This is a genomic window from Ruegeria sp. YTSC325 (assembly GCF_059609525.1).
In genome coordinates, this window is the sequence record NZ_JBXWLY010000008.1 from 1 (window position 1) to 22,993 (window position 22,993).

Here is a 22,993-nt window from a genome sequence, read left to right on the forward strand (position 1 = left end):
CTACACCGGGGCCAAGGCTCTGGTAAACAGTCTGCCATTGGCTGACTGGCTGCTGGGAGATCGAGGCTATGACGCAGACTGGTTCCGCGAAGCCCTTAAGGACAGGTGAATAAAGCTCTGTATCCCAGGTCGAAAGTCACACGACAAGCCCATCCGGGACGACAAGCGTCGCTACAAACGCAGAAACCGCATCGAGATTATGTTTGGACGACTGAAGGACTGGCGCCGCGTCGCCACTCGCTATGGCAGATGCCCAAAAGTCTTCCTGTCGGCCATCGCTCTAGCAGCAAACGTGCTATTCTGGCTGTAAATCAATGAGGCCAGAACCTAAAGACGAACCTTGGTTCGACCGGACCACGGGCTTGTGTGGATGTTTGGCGCCAGACCGGAACTCAAGTCGCGCCTCAGATCAGGTTGAGGCTTTCATCCCAGTCCAGGGCTTTAACGCGCAGAGTATCGCCAGTTCTAACTGGGAAAGCTGGGCTAAGGCCACCCGTTGCGACCCATTGCCCTGGCAGTAGCGGCGCGCCAAGATTGCTCGCAACCTGAAGAAACTCGAAAGCAGCTCCTAGCGGACCCTTGGACAGATTGGTGGAACTGCCGCATGGGGTTTCTGTTCCATTACGCCAAGTGCGGCATGAAAACTCCTGTTGCAAGATGGTTTGATCAAATGGAGTGATCCCGGTGATCCAAAGCGCACCAGCTCCGGCCCGGTCCACGATCTGTCCGTTCAGATTTGTTTTCAACGTTTCGGGAAGAACCGATGCGGGAATTTCGAACCCGATCGACATGCGGGAAAACTGCACATCGCCGCCAGCATTGTTACTTTGCACAAGCTCGAGCATAATCTCCGGTTCAGCCAGTGGCGCATTGAGATGGGCAACTGGAATGGACGGAGTTTTTACGGACAACTCTTCTGGATGCAGCGGGCCAATGAAAATGTCTTTATTCCGGAAGACTTTCCGCGACCATGGATTGGCCCCGCCGACTTTCCACGCCGCGGTTTTTTCCATTTGCGCAAAGCTGATGGCATATGCCTCGGACACGTTTTCCGGTATGTCTGACTTTTCCAGCAGAGCGGGGCGCCCTGCTGTTCGGGCCCGCGAGAGCGCTGCGCAGAGGTATTTTGAGCGTTTTTGATCCATAATTCTACTGCAATCCCCTGTGTCGGGTAATCCATAACGCTGAATAAGCGCAGTGCAAACGAAGTTTTTCTCAATTGGCGAGTGCTCACGCCTTGGAAGGAATTCCAACTTGCTCAGGGTTTGCAGCCTGATATATTCGCCACGATTTGGCGTTCAGACTTTATTGCACGGTTTCAGAACGTTGCTTGGTACTTTGCCGCGATGAAGAGAGACTTGTTCATGACCTTGCGTGTGGCCATTGTAGGATATGGTAAAATGGGACGGATTCGTCACGAGGCCATGGAACGTCACGGCGGGTTCGAAGTGGTAGTAGCCTGCGACACATCGCAGGATCCAGATGCAAATGTTGCTATGGTTACTGACCCTTTGGCTGTCTATGACTTCAATCCGGACATCATTGTTTGCAGCGTCCCAAACATGATGATCCCGGATGTGGTTTGCACGGCGCTGGAACGCGGAAAACATGTGTTCTCGGAAAAACCACCCGGTCGTAGCTCGGATGATGTGCGCCGCATGATAGCAGCTGAGCGCGCGGCAAAAGATCGGGTTTTGAAGTTTGGCTTCAATCACCGGGTCCATGACGCGATAGAAGAGGCAAAGAAGCTGATCGACGCTGGCACAATGGGCGAGCTCTATTTCATGCGAGGCGTTTACGGCAAGGCGGGCGGCCCGGACTATGCGCAGAGTTGGCGCAACGATCCGGCACAATCTGGTGGTGGCATTTTGATTGATCAGGGCATTCACATGTTAGATCTGTTTCAGATGTTTGCTGGTCGTTTTGAGAATGTACAAAGCTATGTCCAGCGCAATTTTTGGACAGATGTTCCGGTTGAAGACAACGCTTTCGCGCTGATGAAGAACGCTGATGGCATCGTTGCCTCGGTCCACTCTTCCGCAACGCAGTGGCAACACACGTTTCGGCTCGAGCTTTACTTGCGCAATGGTTTTGTTTCGGTGGACGGCATCCTCTCGGCTTCGGGCAGCTATGGAACGGAGGTGCTGACGGTTGCGTTAAACAGGTTGGATACAACCGGAAATCCAATCCCGAACCCGGAAAGTCAGGAATTGCGTTTTACGGAAGACAAGTCCTGGGACAAGGAAGTCGCCGAGTTCTATGACGCGGTTGTAAAGGAAGAACCGTTGCGCTGCGGCACTTCTCAGCAAGCGTTGGATGTGATGGAACTGGTCGAGAGAATTTACTCCGCTGATCCAGAGTGGCATCGAATACTGCAAGACCAAACCCCGCTTCCCGATCAGGCAATCTGACAATGCAAACACCTGTTTTCCTTGATCATCTTCCCGATGTAAATACCGTCACCGGGGAAAAACCCGCTCGATACCGTCTTGCGCGTAACAAGGCATTGTTAGAGTTGATGCTGGATCGCGATACGACGTGGACGGTGCGTCGGAATTGTCCGGCCTGCGGAGGAGATTGTGCCAAGAGCAAGAACTTTTCCCAGACACTGCTGGAATTTCAGCGCTGCTCAGACTGCAACACCATTTATGCGCAGCGTGTTCCCAGCCAGCAAACGCTGGACCGTCTGCGGCTTGACATCATCAGTCGGAAAGAAACCGGAGATACAGGCAATACCCGCGAGTTTGAATACATCTCGCTCATGAATTGGATCAGCCTGACCGAGGCGCGACTGCAGCGCCCGCTTGATAAAGTTGTCGACATCCGGTTTGCCTCGCATGCGACCGCCTGGCCCGAGTCGACGCGGCGGTTAAGCCACAACCGTAGTTGGGATTTTTTGCCGCTCAGCCTCGAAAACGCTGGATTTGACAATATTGGTGAACGTCTCAGGAACATAGCGCCCCGGGCAGTCTTGATGCCGACAGAGTTAGATAGGGTCGCCGACCCCGAGGCCCTGGTTCGGACAATCAAGCACTCGGTTCCCGCTGGAACTGTGATTTTCATAGCCAGTTCCTGCGCGGACGGTTTGGAGTATGAAATCCTGGGGGCGGATTCCCCAAGTTTCATTCCGCTCGATCGGCTGACCGTTTTTTCGATCAAGGGCTTTGAGGCACTTTGCGCAAAGGTCAGGCTTTCGGTTCTTGAAATTTCAACGCCCGGTCGGCTGGACGCGGTCATTCTGGATCGCTACTTCAAGACCACTGAGAATTCAAATATCCCATTCTGGTCTGGTTTTTTTCGCGAGGCTGACCAGAACCGTTTGCATGACTTGCAAATCCTGCTACAGCGCAGCCTGAGATCCGGGGTTCTGCGCTTTGTCTTGGAAACCTAAGAGTGACCGACCCATCTTCGAAGGATGAATGGAAATGAGAGACTTTTTCCCAAACAAACGTTTTTCGAGTTGTGAAAGCTTTGCTGGCCAGTACTTCGACACCCTCTCCAAGGCTGCAGCATTAAGCAATATGAGTGCATTGGACCAGGTTAGTGCGTTGCTAATGGAAACAATCCAGGCGAGCAACTTCATCTACATCTGCGGCAATGGTGGCTCTGCCGGTATTGCCAACCACTCACTGTGTGACTTTTTGAAGTGCGTACGTACAGACACAGAGCTAACACCGCGTTTCATGTCTCTTTCCGCACATACCGAAATGAACTCGGCGCTGGCAAATGACATTTCATATGCCGAGGTTTTTGCCTACCAGCTGCAATCCATGGCCAGACCCGGTGATCTGCTATGGACCGTAAGCTCGTCGGGAGACAGCGAAAATGTCGTGAGGGCGCTTGAAGTCTCAAAGGACATTGGCATGAAATCCATTTCGTTTACCGGGTTTTCAGGCGGGCGATCAAAGGATATGGCGGACGTGAACGTGCATGTTGAAGCCACGAACTACGGCGTCATCGAAGATATCCACATGTCATTCATTCATATTCTTACCCAGTATATGCGTATGTCAAATATGGACGAAGCACTTATTGCAGAACGTAAGTTTTGACCATGTCTGGTCAGCCGGCGCTAGACGGGATACGTGCGGCGTTGTGCGCAGCACTACCAGGTTGGGTGAAGGAGGTCTTTAACGAGCAGCCAGAAATCTGGAGCAAAGGCTCAGATGGTTTGGACTTGGTCACCAATGTGGACCTGAACATGCAAAGGCTGCTCAAGGCTAGGCTGCAGGAATTGCTTCCCGGTTCCTCAGTAGTAGGAGAGGAAGACTACCGCCCGCACGAGGGTTCAGGTCCACTCTGGCTGGTTGATCCGTTGGACGGAACCGTGAACTTTGTTGCCGGGTTACCCGTTTACAGTGTTGCTGTGGTTTTGATGATCGACGGCGAACCGACGCTGTCCGCTGTGTATGATATCGTACAAAACGATCTTTATTCGGCGCAGAAGGGCGGCGGTGCCCGCCTGAACGAAGAACCCTTGCTTCCCGAGCCCAGGCAATCAAATTTGGCAATTGTGTCCTCTGGCTTGCTCAAGGATTTTGCAATTGTCGCGCCTGACGCGCTTGCACAGTTGCTGACCATGTTTAAACTGCGCAATTTTGGCAGTCAGGCATTGCATTTGTGTTACGCTGCAGCCGGACGCGTCAGCCTTGTCGCCAGCCGGGAAGCAAAAGGCTGGGATGACATGGCAGGTGCCCTGATCGCGCAGGAGGCCGGGCTGCGCTATGCCAGCTATGATCTCGGTGACGCGCCGGTCAGACTAGACAACGATCAAAAAAGCCTTTGTGCGCCTCGGGAAATTTTTGAGAAGCAAAAGCCGCTATTTGCCCGCAGTTGCGTCTAAGCTGGCTATCGATGAGAAGGAAGACATGAAAACAATAGCAATGATACCCGCTCGTATGGGTAGCCAGCGCCTGAAGAAGAAAAATCTTGCCCCGCTAGCAGGGCAACCGCTGATTACCCACGCGATCGAGAAATGCAAGACCTCAGGCTGCTTTGACGAGGTCTACGTTAATTCGGAAAATGCAGAGTTCGGATCCATTGCTGATCATTACGGTATCAACTTTTACAAGCGCCCCGAGGAGTTGGGCAATTCGGTCGCAACATCAGAGCAGTTTGTTTATGACTTCCTGAAAAACGTCGATTGCGACCTTCTTATTCAGGTGCATTCGATCGCACCTTTGCTGACAGCGGAAGAAGTAAAGAACTTTGCCGAGGCGTTTATCGCATCGGACGCGGATGTGATGCTCTCTTGCATCCAAGACCGGATTGAAGTGGCGTATAGAGATCAGCCTGTCAACTTCACGTTCAAAGAGAAAACCAACTCACAAGATCTGGAGCCCACCCAGCGCGTCACCTGGTCTATCACCGGTTGGCGTGCAAAGTCCTATATTGAGGCAGTAGAAGCTGGCACCATCGGCACTTACAATGGCAAGATCGCCTTTTACCCAGTGAGTGCGATCTCGGGCCACGTGATAAAAACACAGGAAGACCTTGATATCGCCGAAGCTCTTTTGGGCGTTCTGGCAAAACGCAAAAACGCATAAGGGTTCAGTCATGCATGTGCTTGTTTCCAACATCATGATGATAAACGAAAAAGATCGTTTTGACGCGGTTTTGCGGGAAAAAGGGTTGATGCCTATCTGGCCCGAAGTAAACCAGTTCATGGCTGAACATCAGTGTCTGGAATATGCCCAAGGCGTGGATGGTTGGCTCGCCGGTGATGATCAGATCACGAAAACCGTTCTTGAGTCTTATTTGCCGCGGCTCAAAGTGATCTCGAAATGGGGTACCGGTATCGACAGCATTGACCTTAAAGCAGCGCAGCGCCTGAACGTGCCAGTCTGCAATTCGCCGGGCGCGTTCCGGGATGCGGTCAGCGAATATGCCATTGGCCTGTTGCTTGCCGCGACACGCCGCCTAGCGCGCACCGACCGGATGATCCGCGCGGGTGAATGGCCGAAGGGGCGCTTTCCCGGAATGACAGGAAAGACCATGGGTGTTGTAGGCTATGGCGCCATCGGTCAAGGGGTGGGCCAAAGGGCGCGCGGACTGGGCATGAATGTGATTGCGCATGATCCCCATATGGATTCAGCTCCGGACGGCACGCAGATCGTTTCGTTTGATGACCTGCTGGATCAGGCCGATGTGATCTGTTTGTGCTGTAACCAAACGCCTGAGAACTATCATCAGATTAACGCGGATACGCTGGAAAAAGCCCGTGATCAGGTGATCCTGTGCAACGTGGCGCGCGGCGGGCTTGTGGATGAAGCGGCGCTGATTGCCGCGCTGCAAAGTGGCAAAGTCGCAGCCGCAGCGCTGGATGTTTTTGAACAGGAACCTTTGCCCACCGATCATCCGCTGCTGCAGTTCGAAAACGTCGCCGTTTCAAGCCACAATGCCAACAGCACCGTGCAGGCTATCGAATATGTGCATGAAAACACGTTGAATAATCTGTACCGGCACCTGGGGTTATAATCGTGCGGGGCGCTATGCAAGCGGGATCGACAGAGAGAGGTGAATTTAGTGGCCGACTTCATGTGACGGGTATCAGGTTGTCTAGGAATACGTCTGAGGCGCATTGTTGTCTGGATTTTTTATGACCCATCAAGCGAAGATTTTTGATGATCGCCCCTGTACCCTTGGCGAAGGCCCCATCTGGCATCCGGAGCGCCAGCAGCTTTTCTGGTTTGATATCGTCAATTCGAGACTCCTGTCGCGCGTCGGAACCCAGTCCTTAAATTGGCAATTCGACCGTAATGTCAGCGCTGCGGGTTGGATTGACCGGGACCATCTGCTGATTGCCAGCGAAACCGGGTTGAGCCGCTTCAACCTCGTGTCAGGGTCCGAAGAAATGCTCTGCGACATCGAATCCGACAACCCCTTGACGCGCTCCAACGACGGTCGAGCCGATCCCTGGGGTGGCTTTTGGGTCGGCACCATGAGCAAATCCGGAGATACAGGCATGGGAACGCTCTATCGCTGGCGTCCGGATCACCATGGGGGCGGTGAGTTGCAGGTTTTGAAGCGCGATATGAGCACTCCCAACTCCATCTGCTTCGACCATAGCCGGGACTGCGCGTATTATTCCGACACCAAAACCCGTATCATCTGGCGTATCCGGGTTGACCCCGAAAACGGTTGGCCATTGGACGAGGCGGCGATATTTGTCGATTTGCGCGCTACAGATGACCATCCTGAACGCAAACCAGACGGTGCTGTGGTGGATGCAGAAGGATGCCTGTGGAGCGCTCAATGGGGTTCGGCCCGCGTCGCGCGCTACAGCCCCGAAGGAGCTTTCCTGTCCGCGATTGATCTCCCAACCGGCCACACGTCTTGCCCTGCGTTTGGGGGTCAGGATTTTCAGCATCTCTTTGTGACGACGGCGCGCCAGAAGGTACCCGAAAATCGTTCGAAGTGGCTTCAACATGCCGGAAACACGTTTCTTGTCCATTTGGATGTGCGTGGTTGTGCTGAACCGCGCGTTGTTCTCAAATAGCAATGCTCAAACCTGACCTATTCAAAACGTGTTCTGCGGGTTAGCCTGCTTCCCATTCTGACGCGAACGCACAGATACGTGAGGCCGGTTCCTAAACGTGGCAGCCGCTACTGCCCGAAAATCGATTGATCCACGAACTCCGCCAACCGTTTGTTGCCTTCGGCAGACAGATTCGCGTCGTAGACCGGGTTAGTCATTTGACGTATTTTTTCGGGTACAACGCGGTCGCATCCTGAAACAATTGCTTAACACCGGATAAGCTCTTCAGAGGTCTGGCGCCGCGGCACCACCCACGCTACTTTACACCTCACGGTTAGTAACCGCTGAACAGGGCACGCTAACGAACTGCAAAACAAGGGTTCAATTAAAAGATGATCGAGACGCGAACTGAATACACGATGTGTTGCGACACGTCTAATACTACGTTGACAGTCGGGCATTATGAAGTTTCTTAAAGATGCGAGACGTCGGCTATCCAGAGCTGCGGACTCGCTTCTGGGACGCGAAGTGCCACCTTTTGTTCATGATCAGGCGGTATCCGGCGCACAAGTCACGGATCAAGTGCCTCCATCTGCATTTGAGCAAGGAATTTTGACCGCCATCACCCGGATCGAGGCGCGACTGGATGAGCGAAACTTCAACGAAGTAGCGATCCGAGAGCGGATTGCCGAGATCACCTGGCGGCTTGTTGAAGTCCAGGAAGGCGTTGCACGTCTCGAAAAACGCTTTCCCGACATGCACGGCAAACTGACCGGGACACGCGTAGGGATGTCCAAAGCCTTCGAAGAACTGGCCACGATCCGCCGGCGGCTTCTCGAAATCGAACGTCGGCTCCCACTTAAGCCCATTCGCGGACCTGGAACTGCGTATGATATGGAAGGGCTCAATGACCTTGTCGCGGCGCTGGACTCAGCGAGATTACTCAAGCGCGAAATGCGGGAGGTATCGTTCTTTCCGTCAAAAGATCAATTGCTTGAATTCTGCGTGCAGGAAGCAGGATATCCGTCCGTTATATTAGAGTTCGGTGTGTATTCCGGCGTAACGATTAAGACGCTGGCAACCGCCTCGCCGCCCACGACCAGGCTTTTTGGTTTTGACAGTTTCCAAGGTTTACCCGAGGACTGGCGACCCGGATATGGGCGTGGGATGTTCGCGATGGAAACGTTGCCAGAGGTTCCGGAGAATGTGACCTTGGTCAAGGGCTGGTTCACAGACACGCTCCCGGGCTTCATTAAGAACCTGGATGCACCGCTCAAGCTGATCCATGTAGATTGCGACCTATACTCTAGTACGAAGTTCGTACTCGAAGCCCTGCGAAACCATATGGACAACCGCGCCATCCTAATTTTCGATGAATATCTGAATTATGACGGCTGGGAGGAACACGAATACAAGGCCTTCCAAGAATTCGTCAATGACGGTCCGTTTGACTTCGACTACATCGGCTGCGTTCCCAGCCATCAGCAAGTGGCTGTCCGGTTGAAGCCCCGGTATTGACTTCGATTGCGTGACGCTCGGGCCAAGGCTGCCGACGTTTCATTTCGGCGTTGGCCCCGGAGAGATGCTGTTGCGAGCCGCTGCCCGCAACTTGGATCGTTTTCCCGAAACGCGATAATAACCCGATTGCAGGGGATAGAAGATCGAAAGTATAGCCTTATCCAGTCGCGACAGCTTCGCGCCACGGATACCGCCCGATTTGTGCAACAACCTCGCAAGCGCAAAAAGCTGTAAGCCGTCGTCGGCGAGCGCCCCAGCTTCCCGCAGGGCACGCTGGTTTACCGGAAGCGCTGCGAATCGAGTAGCCGCCGTCAGCAACTGTGCCTGGGCCTCCCGCAGCTCTGCCAATGACGCTTGTTCGCTCGCGATCGGGGGTTTGTCGGCAGCCTTAACCTTTAGGTCGCGGGCTACTCGCTTATCACCCGCTGCGGCATTGCGCACGAAATCGATCGACCCAATATCGAGATTGCAAAAGATCGAAGTCGCGGGCCCGTCACTGAAGTAGCGCTCGTCGCCAGGCCGGATCAGGTCTGGGATCGCATCAAGAAAGTCCTCCTTATTCTGGTCCGGCAGCCGGTCCCAAGCGAAGTTCAGAAGGTGGATTTTGTAGGGTACGAGGTACGGCTGGAATTGCGCGTACTTCCCCAACGTCTCGCAAGTCTCGTTCATAAGCCTAATAGCATCGATCACACCGAAGATTCTTCCGTTCGTGGACTGTGTCATAGATTTCGAGTGGATGCGAAAACGGTAGAAAGACTTGTTCAGAACGAAGATGTCATCCGTGGAAAGAAGCGTGCGCAGATTCTGCGGAATGTCATCGAAAATCTCACAGTCGAGGTCGAATAGCAGGCCCTTCTCAACGAGGACATCGCGCCGGAACACTTTTGCCCAAGGGAACGGATAGAGAGCGAAGAGCAGCTTGTCTTGTTCTCTCATGCGGAAAAGTCGGTCTTGGGGAAGGAAGTCTCTGAACCGGAAATACCGAGGGTTTCCGATGGTAGGCCGCGAATACATCTCGGAGTAGAAGTAGTAAAGGACATCGGCTTTCGATTCCTCGATCGCATCCAGAATCTGGCGGTATGCGTCCGGATGAAGAAGATCGTCATAGTCGAAGAATTGCAGATACGTGCCGCGGGCATTCTCGACACCGAGATTTCGTGCGGCGCGCTGGTTGGGTTCGTCCTGCCAAATGACCCTAACCCGAGAATCCTGCGCAGCGAAATATTCTAAAATGTCCTGCGTGCCGTCGCTCGAGCCGTTATTCACGCAAAGCAACTCGAAATCAGACATGGTCTGGTTGAGAATCGAGCCTATGCCGTCCGCAAGATGTTCTTCGCCGTTGAAGACCGGCATGACGATCGACAACCGCGGGGTTTTGCCGGCCTTGAAGCGCTGGGGTTTTCGGTAGGCGGCAAGGGCTTTGGTTTCATCCGAAAGGTGCTCTGCGGCTTTGCCATTAAGAAGAGACAACATGTCTGGCGCGACCCGGTCCTGCGGTCGCGCACCGGTGCTTCCGGAGACATTGTAAAGATAATACTTCAAGGCGCGCGCTACGTGGTCATTGAAGCGGGCGCGTTGTTCGTCAGTATACCCTCCCGCGAGCGCGTCCCAGACCGCCTTCGCAAGCCCGTCTCGGTCGCCGAGCTGATAGACGGCACCCGAACCATTGATTTGGTTCATGCCAAGCATGAGAACCGGTTTCTCGCGAAACAGGGCCTCGTAGCTGCCCTGCGAGACATTGGCAATAACAAGATCCGCAATCTCAAGGCAGTCGCAGAGATTGCAGTCCGACAGCGTCACAATATCAGCATAAGCTTCGGTGAGGTCCAGACCGCGGGTAATAGTTATCGGATGTGGTTTGTAGACGATCTGAACGTCCGAGTTATTGGCAAAGACTTCCGATAAATGGCTGACAATCTCGTCATTGTCTTTGTAAAAAGGTGAATGAAATATTCGAGCGGCATCGCCGTAAGGTACATTCCCCGAGAAGGCGTCGTTGCTGCCGACAAAAAGCACGATCTTCTTTTTTGACGCACTGAGCTGCTCAAGTTGGCATCGGGTACTGTCGCTGACTTCAATAGGCAGGTTGCGCGACGGGCGTTCGGCTCTCACGCGTTTGAGATAGATCTGCGCCGTGGTGCGATCCTTGTCTGAGAGCGGCAAGGCATTGAACTTGTCGGCATGGCGTGTGACCCAGCTCTCGCCCATGTGACCGAGACAATCGAAGGCCAGCGTATCCGGCAGGACACCGAGTTCCATCGTCATCATTGGAACGCCGAAGTCGTCGCATATGTGCCTGAGGATTCGCGGAACCAGAAGATAGGTACCCCAGCCGACGACAATATCGGGGCGGTAGTACGCCATCGTGCGCGCCAGGTAGAGATACGCTGCATTGGCGACTGCACGCGCTGCCCGCTCGGTGCAGCGATATTCCTTTTGCAACGCCGCGATGGACCCGGATATCGCTTCCTCTGGAATGTCATTGCGCCGATAGCCGAATGCCCGCGCAAAGTCTTTGTTCCGGACGGTCATCGTCACCTTGGCAAGCAGATCGGGCAGATCCTCGAACAATAGGCCGTCGTGGTCACGATGTTTTACGTTGCCGTCGATGATGGCGAGATCGAAGGTTTCGTCACCAAGAAAATCCGACAGTTTGCTGAGTGGCGGCACGTGGCTTCCGGTGTCGAGCCAGGAAAAGAAGAGCATGCTTTTCTTGACGCAGCCCTTGCGGCGTTTCATCCAATGTGCTCGGGCCTTGTTGCGTGTGCGATGGTTGTGTTCGCTGAAAAGAACCGAGACCACGTCGAACAGATCAAATTCGCTATTTTGCCTAAGCGCATCGAAACGTAACGAGTTCTCTTCCGTGAAGAAATAGGCGTCCGCGTCGACCATGTAGGACTGCGCAATCGATGCAAAGGGCTTCCACATGCCCCCTGCGAAATGCACGACGTAAGGCTTCTGATCGGTCTTCTTGTGAAAAAAGGACTGCGGCTCCGTCTCCTCTAACAAGTCTTTGCCACCGTTGCACAAATGAAGCACATCGCCCTCGTCGAACAACCTGAACAACTCAGGCGACTTGGCACGGATGACCCGCACCAGATCCTGGTCATGCCATTTGTAGTCACGGAAAAGTTCAATTGCGCAGGATGAGAATAGGTCGCGCACCTGAGCAAAGACCCTGCTGATAAGCTGCGGCGTCGAAACGACAAAGCCGATATTGATCTCGTGTTTGCCGAAATCCATACCCGAAGTTTCGTGGAACCGCGCATAATGGAAGTTCTTCACCCATAGATTGGTACCGGGAAGGTTCTCATTTTCTTCCTGCCAGTACCAGACTACCGACGTGTCCGCCTGACACTTGTCGAACAACTCGTTGACGTCACGCTGGAAATAGAGATCGTTGTCGCAGAGCGCCATCTGATCATAGGTGTCGCCGAATTTATCCGCCCAGTCGCAAATTATCAGCTTACTCATGCGTTTGTTTCTATAGAGCGCGAAAGCGGCGTCCTCATCGAGCGCGCCACTTACATACTCGGGCTGAGATTTCGCGATTTCCCTGCGATACTTCCAATCACTTAGTGAAATCAGCGGATTGATCAAATATCGAATGCCGCGGCTCTCGAGGAACTGTTGGCATCTCATGCTAAGATGGGTCGAGATAACCCAGAGATCGCCATCGAAGTTGCCGCGTGCCTGATCAAACAACGATTCGATCATTAGGTTCGCTTGTGCGACATGAACAGTGTTGGCGGTAAAGACGATTGCCCGTCTGGTCATGGGTCTAGCGGCCTCCGTTTTTCAATGTTGTTGGCGACTCTTGTGCTAGAGCGGAACCACCGACTCACATAGAATGATTTTCAAGCGAAGCATGTAGGAGATTCAATCTCTCAGCAATCTGCGGGTAAGTTTTGCGAATTTGGAGTCCTATGCTGTGCCGCGTACCAATTGCCATGAATCAAGCTTCGCTAGCAAGGGCGAAGATAAGCATCTGTTTTCGAGCTGGACAACTACTCCAAGAAAACCGGCTGGTGTCTGAGGCTTTTGGCGCTGAAACAGACTTGTCGCGGTTTACAAATCTGTGATGGATAGAAATGAGCAGCATGCTACGCTTTTCTGTGAGTGGTTTGATGGCCTTGTAACAACTGGCGAAAACAACGCTGTCGAAACGTTTCATAGGGGGGGAAGGAAGCCATGAACGCATGTTTGCGTATTTCGCGCGAAACGACCCACGCTCAAAGTGGCGCATTTGCGTACCTACGTAATTGCGCGTTTGAGGTATTCGGCAAGGGTTGTTTCTAAAGTGTCTTGGTGAGTTTGAACGGTTTCTGCTGCGTGCATTATCAGGTTGCGGTACGTTTCACGTTCGAGAGCAAACGTCAGGCGTTTTTCTCCCTCCCGCTTAGACTTCATTTCCTGAATTGATTACCCTTACCCGCATTGCCATATGCCAGTAGCGGTTGGACGGTTTTCAGTGTTGTAAAGCCCATTGAGGGCCACGCGCTTTTCAGACATTAAAAATCACCGTAGCTTAATCCCATACGGCGGCAACCCCTGCCCCGCCCTTGTCGTCGGTAGCTTGGGACAACTCTTTGCCTGTCGCGCCGGTGTCAGCACAAGCAACACGTTGAGCGATTTTCACCGGGGCAATTGTGCCATGTTGCGCCATGACGCGAGCCGCTCTTCTGTGATCCCTGCGCGGCGTCTGAGATAGGGTTATTGCGGCGTTTACGGTGGCTATGGTCACGCCAACGGGCCGCAAATCGTCAGGGGAAGGTCGAAACGGGATCAACACCAGGACAGCCGCGCCAAGCACCTCAATGAGTTTGGCAGGCTTCACCATGTCGCCCATATTCGGAGCACCGACGAGCGTGCGCGTACAATTAGGTTTTCGGCGGTTCGCGTCCAACAACTCTTAGCCTTGGCTCGGCGATTTTGTTAAAACTTACGACCGAAACATCAGGTCGTCCGGTATCTAGACCTCCGTTTTGGACGGCATCGAAGCTTCTAGGGTTCTTATTTGCGACGACCCCGCAAAGTGCGAGACGCACGCTTCAAGGAACGAGCCAAGCCGCGCGCATAGCGTTTTGAAGACCTAAAGATACGTTTATGCTTTTTTAACTTTTCTGTCCTTGGGCGCATCCAGCCGGTATTCCGTGAACCGCCATCCGGCGGGGTATTTCGCAACCCTGAAACCGCCTTCGGAATCTCGCCGCGTAAAGCAGAGCGTGTAAATTCAATTTTTTCCGGCGACATGTAAGAGAACATCGACGCGAGGTCGTCACGTTCAAAGTAATCATCGTCTCCGGAAAGGAAAAGATCTGGGATGTCAGCTAGATAAGCCTCTTTCAAATCCTCCGGCAATCGGGTCCAGGCAAAGTGCAGAAGGTGTATTTTGTAAGGAACGTAGTATTTTTGGAACTCGTCATAGCGCCCGAATTTGGTATAAATTTCATTCATCAGCCGGACAGCATCCAGCATTCCTATCACACGCGGATTGACCGATTGGGTCATTGAGTTTTGGTTTATTCGAAACTTGTAAAACGGCTTGTTGAGCACAAATATGTTCTGGCTCGAAAGCAAGGTGCGCAAGTTCTGCGGGTTGTCATCGAAATTGGCGCAGTCGAGATCGAAATAGAGGTCCTTGTCGCGAAAGAATTTGGCCTTGAACACCTTTGCCCAAGGAAAGGGATATTGCGCGAACAGGCGTTTATGCTGCTCCTCCATCGCAAAAAGCCCCTGCCGCGGCAAATAGTTCTGAAATTCGCGATGCCTTGGCCGGCCCGTTTTGGAGGCATTGTAAAGCTCGTCAAAAAAGAAATACAGCACATCCGCTTTCGTTTCCTGCATCGCTGACAGAAGCTCTTCATACGCAGTAGGGACCAGCAGGTCGTCGCAATCAAAGAAGTGCAAGTAAGCGCCTTTTGCGTGTTTCACCCCAAGGTTACGAGCCGAGCGTTGGTTGGGCTCTTCTTGATAGAGCGGTCTCACACGCGTGTCCCGGCGGGCAAAATAGTCCAGAATCTCCTGCGAACCATCAGTAGAGCCATTGTTCACGCAGAGAAGTTCAAAGTCAGCAAACCTCTGTGAAAGTATCGACCCGATACAATCGGCCAGATATTGCTCGCCGTTAAAAACCGGCATGATGATCGAAAGAGCGGGCGTTCCCTCGACAAGCTGCGGAGCCTTGTTATGAATGTTCAGGGCAATTTGTTCGGCTTCCAGATGCTTAGGCCCGGATGCGTCTAGCAACGCCTCAATGTCTTTCGAAACATGTGACTGCGGTCGACCAAATTCTGCACCAGAAACAGAATAAACGTAGTATTTTAAAAGCCGCGCGACATGATCTTCGAATGACGACTTTTGAGCTGACGTTAAGCCGGTCTGAAGAGCGTTCAAAACATCATCTCTGAGAGCATCCCTGCTGCTCAGTTCATAAACCGCGCCGGAGCCATTCAATTGGTTGCGCCCAAGCATTAAGACTGGAGTGTCCCGCAAAAGTGCTTCGTAGTTGCCTTGCGAAACTTTGACCAGCGCGAGATCGGCAATCTGCAGGCAGTCATCAAGGTTCACGTCCTTCAGGACTGTCACATTGGGGTACTCATCGGTCAGGTCTAAGCCACGCGTTATCGAAATGGGATGCGGCTTGTAGATCAGATGGGTGTCCGGATCGCCCGAAAATGCGTCAGACAAGCTGCGAACCACATCGTCATTATCGCTAAAAAAAGGTGAATGATATGCCCGGGCGGTGTCGTCGTAGGGTACATGGCCGGAAAAGGCACAATTGCTGCCGATATAAGCGACAACCTTTTTCCCTGAATTTTTCAGCCTCAAAAGCTGGTTCGAAATAGATGGCGAAACATCGATTTTGACGTTCCGCGTTGGCCGTTCACGCTGGGTCTTCTCGAGATAATTTTTGGCGGCTAACCTGTCGGCATCCGCCAACGGCAATGCGTTAAAGGCATCAAAATTTTGGGCGACCCAGCTTTCGCCCATGTGACCCAAGCAGTCAAAGGCTAGTGTTTCTGGAAGAACTCCGAGCTCCATGGTTAGAAACGGGATGCCACGTTGCTTGCAGATTTGCCTGAGGATTCGCGAGCACAACAAAAATGCGCCCCAGCCAACAACCACATCCGGTCTGTAGAAAGATATTGCTTTGTTTAAATAAATATATGCCGCGTTCGCCACTGCACGGGCATTTCTTTGCGAACATCCATATTCCTTGATCAAAGCGGCGATCGCATCCGAAATTGCCTCTTCGGGAATGTCGCTTCGTCTAAGTCCGAACTGGCGGCCAAAACGATTATTGAAAACCGTGCGTGTCACATGAGCCAACAGGTCAGGCAAATCCTCGGCGATCTGCCCGTCATTGTCATTGGTGTTTACGTTTCCGTCGATCACCGCTAGGTCGAAAGCGTTGTTGTCGAGGAAATCCTTCAATGCGCCGCGCAGTGGACGATGACTACCGGTGTCGAGCCAGGAAAAGAACAGCATCCGCTTCTTTTGGCTGTCGGCTGTCAACTTCATCCATTCTGAACGAGCCGCGGCTTTAGTCTTTATGTTGTGCTCAGTGAAAAACGGCGATGGGACGTCAAACGGGTCGTAATCGGTTAACTGGCGGATTTCATCGAACCGTTCCGTTTGCTCTTCCACAAAGAAATATGCGTTTTGGTCGACCAAATAGGATGGTGCGATTGAACGATAGCCCCTCCAAGCGCCACCCGCGAAGTGCACAACATACGGTTTTTCTTTTGTTTTTTTGTGAAAGAACTCTTGCGGGCTACGCTCGTCCAGCAGATTTTCCCCGCCGTTGCACAGATGCAGGACATCCCCTTCCTCAAACAAGCGGAACAGCTTGGGATCCTGGGCCCGGATCAACCGCACCAGATCCTGATCGTGCCAGAGGCAGTCCCGGAACAGTTCGATGTGACAGCTTGAGAAAAGCGCTTCGACCTGTCGGAATATCGAACGCATTGCCCTGGGGGAAGAGATCACAAACCCGATGTTTATTTCATGCTGGCCAAAATCCAACCCGTCGCTTGCGTGAAGTCGGGAATAGTGGGCATTTTTCATCCACAGGTTGGTGCCCGGCAAATTTCTGTTTTCTTCCTGCCAATACCATAACGCATCTGGATCAGACTGAGCGGTACGATGAAACAGGTCATTTATATCACGCTGAAAGTAAAGATCGTTGTCGCACAACGCCACAGCGTCATAGTTTCGACCGAACTTTTCCACCCAATCATTGATGATCAGCTTGCTCATTCTCTTGTTGCGGTACAGAAGAAAAGCGTCGTCTTCTTCCAGTTTTCCACGCAGGAATTCAGGTTGAGATCGAGCTATGTCACGACGGTATTTCCAGTTCTGGAAGCTGGTAAGTGGATTGATCAGAAAGCGGATTCCACGGCTTTCGAGGTATTCCTGGCACCCTGCGCTCAGATGGGTAGAGATGACCCACAAATCCCCATTGAAATTACCTTTTTCCGGGTCGAACAGGGACTCTATCATCAAATTGGCTTGCGCCACATGCATGGTGTTGGCTGTAAAAACAATTGCGTTTCTAGACATCTCGAAAATTCTCGTTACCGAAAGTTTTTTTCATTGAAAGTTCTTTCTGATCGGGTCGACGACGCAATACGTTAGATCGCAATTGCAAGGCAATTGCTATACGGGTTTGACAAAAAATGCCGGTACTTCTTCACCGTTAGCCACTTTAGCCTCGAACCCGCGGGCGGTATCCAGCGCCTCTCGGATTGTTACATCCATGTCAAGATAGCGATACGTACCAAGCCGGCCCACAAACGTTACGCCGCGAGTGGCATTGGCAAGATCAACATACGCGGTCAGCAGTTCTTTTTCTTTGACCTGACGAATCGGGTAATAGGGAATATCGTCAGCCTCTGCCAAGCGCGAAAATTCACGATAACAGACAGAGGTTTCGTGTTCTTCCCAAGGTGCGAAATGCTTGTGCTCAGTAATGCGGGTGTAAGGTACGGTTTCCTCACCATAGTTCATGACAGCGCATCCCTGATAATCCCCGTCGTAATCAAACCGTTCGAAATCGAGCGTCCTATACCCCAGACGCCCCAAATCAAAATCAAAGTACCCGTCGAGCGGACCGGAATAGAACACGTGATCATAAACTTCCCCCATCGCGCGAGTGAAACTTGTGTTTAGGTGAACCGTGATTTTGGGGTGATCCAAAATCGCCTGTATCATCGCGCTATAGCCGTTTTTGGGCATGCCCTGGAATTTATGAAAGAAATAATTGTCGTCATAATTGAAACGCACCGGTAGCCGTTTCAGGATAGAGGCAGGCAGCTCTGACGGGTGCATACCCCATTGTTTGATCGTATAACCCTTGAAAAAGGCTTCATACAGATCTTTACCAACAAACCGTAGCGCCTGTTCTTCAAAGGTCTTTGGAACATCAATGCTGCTATCGGCCTGTTCCTCAGCGATAAATTTTTTGGCTTCGTCCGGCCGCATTGTGTTGCCGAAAAACTGGTTGATGGTGTGTAAGTTGATCGGAAGGGAAAATACGCTTCGCTTGCCACTTGGATCACAAGAGGTCGTCTTGACCCGGTTTTTAAAGGGCTGGAATTCCTCAAACCGGTTAACGTAGCCCCACACTTCGTCATCATCTGTGTGGAAAATGTGTGGGCCGTACACATGGAGCATTATGCCGGAGTCAGGATCGCGGGCAGTATGACAGTTCCCACCGATGTGATCGCGGCTGTCGACTATAGTTATATCATGCCCAGCTTCGGCTAAATGGCGCCCGATTACGGCACCTGAAAGCCCGGTCCCCACCATCAGATATTTTTTTGTCATGCCCTGCCCAACCATATGGTCTTATCAGCGCAAGTGTTAATAGAGTACCTGTCTTTACGCAATCACACTTGTGGGATCTGCCCGGTGCCCCAAGGCCGCGAAGGCGACGCAGCTAAACAGTATGGATTAGAGGCAAGAATCTGCGCAAGAATCCACAGAAACAACAATCGCCCGTCTTCCCGGCGTACCCTTTTAGGCAGCTGAAAAGCTAGAAATGAGCAGCCACCGAAGACGATTCATGACCAAGGCCTGTTTTTTGCTTTCGCTCCAACGGGGAGCTGCCACGGAAGTAGATCCTAGTTCTCTTGCGACGACTTGAGTAATACTACGAACTCATTTCCAACACGATCTCTGGTCGCGCTGTCTTCTGGACAACCCTGTATGGGTTGCTTAAGGTCGCGCGATGAGTGGAACATTGAGTTTTGCTCAAACTGCCTCGTTGTCACTAGAACTAATGGCCGCTCAAAAGGTTATCAAGTTTGGAGCTCGGTAAATTATCATGGTTCCACTATGGAAAATCAAAAGAGAGTTGCAGCGTGCTTTTGTGCCCGGGTATCGCACCAGAATTTATTCAAACGTCAGTAAGCGGGATAAAAACTACCTAAACGGATTGACCAAAAAATACGCCGGAAATAGATGTTTTATCATTGGGAATGGCCCAAGCCTTACCGCTTCGGACCTTGAAAAGATAAAGGATGAGATATCGTTTGCTTCCAATAAAATTTTTCTGATTTACGATCAAACATCCTGGCGTCCCAATTTCTATTGTGTTGAAGATAAGCTGGTTTTTACTCAGTGCCTTGATGAAATACAAAAACTGTCTGGATGCAAAAAACTGTTTCCGGCCAATTTTTTTTCTGACACTAAGAGATTTGAAGGTGCGGTGTGTTTTCCTTTGATACCACCCAAAAATTGGGATAACCCGCTGGAAGATTCTGAATTCCCAGAGTTCAATCCAGACCTGACCAGCGGGATCGCGTGGGGGTCAACAATCGTTTACACCGAGATACAATTAGCGATAGCCATGGGTTTCACAGAAATCTGCCTGCTGGGTCTGGACCACCAATATACCGACGGTAAAGTCTCTGAGGGCGAAAAGGGTGTTATGGTCAGCGACGGAGAGCAGAACCACTTTCACCCGCTTTATCGCCTTCCGGGGGAAAAATGGCACTCACCAAATTTGCATGTTCTGGAGGTTTCCTATGCAAAAGCCCGCTCGGAAGCGGAAAAATTGGGTGTACGCATTGTCAATTGTTCTAGACGCACGAGGCTGAATGTCTTTGAGAGGGAAGAACTGGAGAGTGTCCTAGCCCGTAGCTCGAGTGGTAGGCCCAATTTGACTGGTCAAGTATAATTGTTTCCGCATGATTGGTTTCTGGTTCATCGGGGCAATGGCACTTGCGCAAATGTGGTGGAACAGCATTCTGCAAGACTCTCATTGAAGTGCTTGGGGACAGTCGCTGCGACTATCTTGGTTATACACGCACGGGGGAAGCTAGAAGCGCCAAGGGCCAAGAAAAAAGGGCGCTCTGGAAACATTCTACCGCTGCAGCAGTTAAACATGAGTGGGGTGCTGAACGCTTCAATTCATTTGAAGAGGTCCTACTATTGGCTGACCGTCCGTACACCGAACGAGTTGCGTCCTATTTTTTTCATGCGAAACGCCACAACGACCGAAATCCCAAAGCGTATGAATGGGCAAATGGAATGTCTTTCAAAGAATACCTTCGAAGTTCTTACTTGGACAAACAGGGGATTCAGCACTATGCACTCGATAACAAAGGCAACGTTATTATAACGAAGATCGCAAGCTTTGCGAATTTGGATAAAGAGTTTGAACGCGTATCTCAAAAAGTTGGCCTTGGTCCGATTGGATTACCGTCTGTAAACGCTAACCCCAACAAATTGCGATACGATGCATTGTACGACGAAGAAGACTTGGAAATCCTTGACAGTACTTTTAGTGAGGAACGTGAAGTAATTAGAAGACTGAAAAACAGCGGACGATTTTTTTCTTAACTTACTGTCTAGCCCCCAGTTTCAGTGCCAGTAATTTGGCGTTTCTATGAAAAAGTTTCAGGCAGAGTCGGGCGCATATTCAGGGTATTACGAAGCCGGTTTCGGTTGTATTGCCTAAGCTGGATGACAGAACTGTCTTTGTGATAGGTCCGCCGCTGCTTCTTGCGCCGATGTGGCAAGTACAGGCCTTCTTAGCCCCACAAGTTCTCAATTTTCTTAGGACTAACCCGCCAGCTTTCCACGCTGGAACCTTTGGTCCGAACGCGCTGGATGGGACCTTTGGTCCCGAAGTCAAAGTCGTCAAAGCCCCGACTGAGGATCAGGGGGCCAACCTGCCGCCCAGCGCTGGCCTTCAGTTCTTTGGATTGGTGGATATCGACGGTGCAACCGAACAGATGACGGTACGCTTGATGGACCGCGCCGATACCGAGCTTTGGTCGATCACGCTGGACCCGAAGTCTCGTGCGATTTGATAGGATCAGAGCGCCCCAGACTTATGATCGGGGGCGCTCTTTTATCCCAAAGTTTAATAGTCCACGCCGCGCTGGGCTTTGATGCCAGCTTGAAACGGGTGTTTTTCTTCGGTCATTTCCGTGACCAGATCGGCATAGTCTCGCAGGGCTTGCGGCGCGTCGCGGCCCGTCAAGAACACGCCAGTCTTGACTGCCCGTTCGTTCAGACCGTCAATCACCTGATCCTCCGTCAGATATTCATAGCGCAGGGCGATGTTGATCTCATCGAGCACCACAAGGTCGTATTCGCCACTGGCCATCAACGCCCGCGCTTTGTCAAAGGCCGCGTTGGCGGCGGCGATGTCACGCTCGCGGTCTTGAGTGTCCCAGGTAAAGCCCTCGCCCATCGTGTGCCAGGTGACCAGATCGAGCTCTTCGAAAAAGCGGCGCTCGCCCGTTTTCCACTTGCCCTTGATGAACTGCACCACGGCCACTTTCTGACCCCAGCCAAGCGCCCGGATCACTACACCAAACGCAGCTGAGGATTTGCCTTTGCCCTTGCCTGTGTTGATCAAGACTAACCCGCGATCCGGGTCTACGGCCTCGGATACTTTCTTGCGGTGCTGGGCCTGCACCTTTTGCATCTTTTCCTTGTGATCCTGCGCGTCACTCATGAGAGGAACCTTTCATTCTGTTGCGCCCAACCTAGGTGAAGTTCGGCAAAGGTAAAGATCAGGTCTTGGGATCGGTTGCAGATTGGGCTTTATTGCGTTCCAAGCCCAGCTGACGTTCGCGTAGGATAACCACAACGTTGCCCGCAATTACCAAAGTGGCACCGATCAACATGACGAGTGTGGGCAGTTCGTCGAACCAAACGTAACCGATAACCACGGCAAACAGCATCGTTGTATAGTCGTAAGGCGCCAGCATGGAGGCCTGCGCGAACTTGTAAGACGTCGTCACCAAAATCTGAGCAACACCGCCTGTTATTCCTATAACTGCCAATGTCAGAGTCTGTTCAAGGGTTGGTGTCGTCCAGCCCCACAAGGCCGTACAGGACGATAAAAGGGTTGCTGTCAGTGAAAAGTAAAAAGCCACGGCGGCGGGGTGATCGACCTGCACCAATTGTCGGATGTGGATTTGTACAAACCCACGCGCCATCGTCGCAACCAAAACGCAAAGCGCCCCGATCGCCGCTGTGCTTTCCATGTTGTTGCCGCCCAGCCGGGGCCATATCATGATCAATACGCCGAGCAGCCCAAGACTGACTGCGCCGATGCGGATCATACGAATACGTTCGCCCAACATGAAGGCCGCCAGAATCAGGGTGAAGATCGGTGTGGCATACCCAATCGCCGTAACCTCAGGCAGGGGCAGTAAAGCCAGACCGGTGAAGGTTAGTCCCATGGCTGACGTTCCCAGAACCCCTCGCCAGAAATGCCCCATGGGTTTTCTGGTGATTAGACCTTGTGCCAGTTCTCCGCGCCAAAGCAGCCAGCCAACGACGACCGGTATCGCAAAAAGTGATCGGAAGAACACGATTTCGCCGGGCGGAAAGTCATCCGACACCGCTTTGACCACTGCAGCCATCGCCGTGAACAGGAACAAAGCGCCCAGCTTTAGACCCACCGCCAAGACGGGTCGATGCGATGTTAAGAATTTTGCCATGGGCCGAACCCTGCGCCTTTAGTCGGCA

At 52.2% G+C, this 22,993-nt stretch carries 18 protein-coding genes and 1 pseudogene; 12 read left to right on the plus strand and 7 right to left on the minus strand.

The features are described from left to right. Positions 1–310: pseudogene (locus tag AC2FF7_RS12630) on the plus strand (transposase); the annotation flags it as partial. Between the two features lie 94 nt (positions 311–404). Here the strand turns inward: AC2FF7_RS12630 and AC2FF7_RS12635 are convergent. Beyond that, positions 405–1,145 carry a hypothetical protein gene (locus AC2FF7_RS12635; protein WP_496905713.1) on the minus strand — a complete coding sequence of 247 codons (741 nt, stop codon included), beginning with the start codon at positions 1,143–1,145 and terminating at the stop codon, positions 405–407. A 219-nt stretch (positions 1,146–1,364) separates the two neighbouring features. On the opposite strand from AC2FF7_RS12635, the gene AC2FF7_RS12640 reads away from it, so the two are divergent. The 8 genes from AC2FF7_RS12640 to AC2FF7_RS12675 all read left to right on the plus strand — a co-directional run bounded on the left by AC2FF7_RS12640 (position 1,365) and on the right by AC2FF7_RS12675 (position 8,995). Next, positions 1,365–2,411 (plus strand): Gfo/Idh/MocA family protein, encoded by a 1,047-nt coding sequence (locus tag AC2FF7_RS12640; protein ID WP_496905714.1) that lies wholly within the window; start codon positions 1,365–1,367, stop codon positions 2,409–2,411. 2 nt (positions 2,412–2,413) lie between these two features. After that, positions 2,414–3,391, plus strand: a complete 978-nt coding sequence (locus tag AC2FF7_RS12645; protein WP_170756220.1) for a hypothetical protein — start codon at positions 2,414–2,416, stop codon at positions 3,389–3,391. A gap of 34 nt (positions 3,392–3,425) precedes the next feature. After that, positions 3,426–4,052 (plus strand): SIS domain-containing protein, encoded by a 627-nt coding sequence (locus tag AC2FF7_RS12650; RefSeq protein ID WP_496905715.1) that lies wholly within the window; start codon positions 3,426–3,428, stop codon positions 4,050–4,052. A 2-nt stretch (positions 4,053–4,054) separates the two neighbouring features. Then, positions 4,055–4,843, plus strand: coding sequence for an inositol monophosphatase family protein (locus AC2FF7_RS12655; RefSeq protein WP_480870584.1), 789 nt, complete (start codon positions 4,055–4,057; stop codon positions 4,841–4,843). After that, complete coding sequence (locus AC2FF7_RS12660) at positions 4,824–5,546, plus strand: acylneuraminate cytidylyltransferase family protein (protein ID WP_496905716.1); 723 nt, start codon at positions 4,824–4,826, stop codon at positions 5,544–5,546. The genes AC2FF7_RS12655 and AC2FF7_RS12660 overlap by 20 nt, the downstream gene beginning before the upstream one ends. 10 nt (positions 5,547–5,556) lie before the next feature. Next, the gene (locus AC2FF7_RS12665; RefSeq protein ID WP_170756216.1) at positions 5,557–6,477 is read left to right on the plus strand and encodes a phosphoglycerate dehydrogenase; all 921 of its coding nucleotides are present in this window, start codon (positions 5,557–5,559) and stop codon (positions 6,475–6,477) included. Positions 6,478–6,598: 121 nt separating this feature from the next. Then, entirely contained in the window at positions 6,599–7,498 is a 900-nt protein-coding gene (locus AC2FF7_RS12670; RefSeq protein ID WP_496905717.1) for an SMP-30/gluconolactonase/LRE family protein, read from the plus strand. 441 nt (positions 7,499–7,939) lie between these two features. Beyond that, on the plus strand, positions 7,940–8,995 hold the full coding sequence (locus tag AC2FF7_RS12675; RefSeq protein ID WP_496905718.1) for a class I SAM-dependent methyltransferase: 1,056 nt from the start codon (positions 7,940–7,942) through the stop codon (positions 8,993–8,995). A gap of 39 nt (positions 8,996–9,034) precedes the next feature. On the opposite strand, the gene AC2FF7_RS12680 is transcribed toward AC2FF7_RS12675, so the two are convergent. The 4 genes from AC2FF7_RS12680 to glf form a co-directional block, all read right to left on the minus strand. Continuing rightward, the gene (locus tag AC2FF7_RS12680; RefSeq protein ID WP_496905719.1) at positions 9,035–12,772 is read right to left on the minus strand and encodes a glycosyltransferase; all 3,738 of its coding nucleotides are present in this window, start codon (positions 12,770–12,772) and stop codon (positions 9,035–9,037) included. 751 nt (positions 12,773–13,523) lie between these two features. Beyond that, the gene (locus AC2FF7_RS12685; RefSeq protein ID WP_496905720.1) at positions 13,524–13,844 is read right to left on the minus strand and encodes a ParA family partition ATPase; all 321 of its coding nucleotides are present in this window, start codon (positions 13,842–13,844) and stop codon (positions 13,524–13,526) included. 164 nt (positions 13,845–14,008) lie between these two features. After that, complete coding sequence (locus tag AC2FF7_RS12690; RefSeq protein WP_496905721.1) at positions 14,009–17,560, minus strand: glycosyltransferase; 3,552 nt, start codon at positions 17,558–17,560, stop codon at positions 14,009–14,011. A gap of 96 nt (positions 17,561–17,656) precedes the next feature. Continuing rightward, positions 17,657–18,826 (minus strand): UDP-galactopyranose mutase, encoded by a 1,170-nt coding sequence (gene glf / locus AC2FF7_RS12695; RefSeq protein ID WP_496905722.1) that lies wholly within the window; start codon positions 18,824–18,826, stop codon positions 17,657–17,659. Positions 18,827–19,325: 499 nt separating this feature from the next. Here glf and AC2FF7_RS12700 point away from each other — a divergent pair, with 499 nt between their 5' ends. The 3 genes from AC2FF7_RS12700 (at position 19,326) to AC2FF7_RS12710 (ending at position 21,318) form a co-directional block, all read left to right on the plus strand. Then, positions 19,326–20,180 carry a 6-hydroxymethylpterin diphosphokinase MptE-like protein gene (locus AC2FF7_RS12700; RefSeq protein WP_496905723.1) on the plus strand — a complete coding sequence of 285 codons (855 nt, stop codon included), beginning with the start codon at positions 19,326–19,328 and terminating at the stop codon, positions 20,178–20,180. 44 nt (positions 20,181–20,224) lie between these two features. Then, positions 20,225–20,845, plus strand: a complete 621-nt coding sequence (locus AC2FF7_RS12705) for a hypothetical protein (protein WP_496905724.1) — start codon at positions 20,225–20,227, stop codon at positions 20,843–20,845. Positions 20,846–20,985: 140 nt separating this feature from the next. After that, positions 20,986–21,318, plus strand: coding sequence for a hypothetical protein (locus AC2FF7_RS12710; protein WP_496905725.1), 333 nt, complete (start codon positions 20,986–20,988; stop codon positions 21,316–21,318). 53 nt (positions 21,319–21,371) lie between these two features. Here the strand turns inward: AC2FF7_RS12710 and cobO are convergent, their stop codons facing one another. Both cobO and AC2FF7_RS12720 read right to left on the minus strand, forming a co-directional pair. After that, positions 21,372–21,971, minus strand: a complete 600-nt coding sequence (gene cobO / locus AC2FF7_RS12715) for a cob(I)yrinic acid a,c-diamide adenosyltransferase (RefSeq protein ID WP_496905726.1) — start codon at positions 21,969–21,971, stop codon at positions 21,372–21,374. A 58-nt stretch (positions 21,972–22,029) separates the two neighbouring features. Beyond that, positions 22,030–22,965, minus strand: coding sequence for a DMT family transporter (locus AC2FF7_RS12720; RefSeq protein WP_496905727.1), 936 nt, complete (start codon positions 22,963–22,965; stop codon positions 22,030–22,032). Positions 22,966–22,993: the final 28 nt, after the last annotated feature.

Excerpts from the sequence above, each read along its gene's own strand:
- AC2FF7_RS12635 (WP_496905713.1), bottom strand. The coding sequence starts at position 1,145 with ATGGATCAAAAACGCTCAAAATACCTCTGCGCAGCGCTCTCGCGGGCC.
- AC2FF7_RS12640 (WP_496905714.1), top strand. The coding sequence starts at position 1,365 with ATGACCTTGCGTGTGGCCATTGTAGGATATGGTAAAATGGGACGGATT.
- AC2FF7_RS12645 (WP_170756220.1), top strand. The coding sequence starts at position 2,414 with ATGCAAACACCTGTTTTCCTTGATCATCTTCCCGATGTAAATACCGTC.
- AC2FF7_RS12650 (WP_496905715.1), top strand. The coding sequence starts at position 3,426 with ATGAGAGACTTTTTCCCAAACAAACGTTTTTCGAGTTGTGAAAGCTTT.
- AC2FF7_RS12655 (WP_480870584.1), top strand. The coding sequence starts at position 4,055 with ATGTCTGGTCAGCCGGCGCTAGACGGGATACGTGCGGCGTTGTGCGCA.
- AC2FF7_RS12665 (WP_170756216.1), top strand. The coding sequence starts at position 5,557 with ATGCATGTGCTTGTTTCCAACATCATGATGATAAACGAAAAAGATCGT.
- AC2FF7_RS12670 (WP_496905717.1), top strand. The coding sequence starts at position 6,599 with ATGACCCATCAAGCGAAGATTTTTGATGATCGCCCCTGTACCCTTGGC.
- AC2FF7_RS12675 (WP_496905718.1), top strand. The coding sequence starts at position 7,940 with ATGAAGTTTCTTAAAGATGCGAGACGTCGGCTATCCAGAGCTGCGGAC.
- AC2FF7_RS12680 (WP_496905719.1), bottom strand. The coding sequence starts at position 12,772 with ATGACCAGACGGGCAATCGTCTTTACCGCCAACACTGTTCATGTCGCA.
- AC2FF7_RS12685 (WP_496905720.1), bottom strand. The coding sequence starts at position 13,844 with ATGGGCGACATGGTGAAGCCTGCCAAACTCATTGAGGTGCTTGGCGCG.
- AC2FF7_RS12690 (WP_496905721.1), bottom strand. The coding sequence starts at position 17,560 with ATGTCTAGAAACGCAATTGTTTTTACAGCCAACACCATGCATGTGGCG.
- glf (WP_496905722.1), bottom strand. The coding sequence starts at position 18,826 with ATGACAAAAAAATATCTGATGGTGGGGACCGGGCTTTCAGGTGCCGTA.
- AC2FF7_RS12700 (WP_496905723.1), top strand. The coding sequence starts at position 19,326 with ATGGTTCCACTATGGAAAATCAAAAGAGAGTTGCAGCGTGCTTTTGTG.
- cobO (WP_496905726.1), bottom strand. The coding sequence starts at position 21,971 with ATGAGTGACGCGCAGGATCACAAGGAAAAGATGCAAAAGGTGCAGGCC.
- AC2FF7_RS12720 (WP_496905727.1), bottom strand. The coding sequence starts at position 22,965 with ATGGCAAAATTCTTAACATCGCATCGACCCGTCTTGGCGGTGGGTCTA.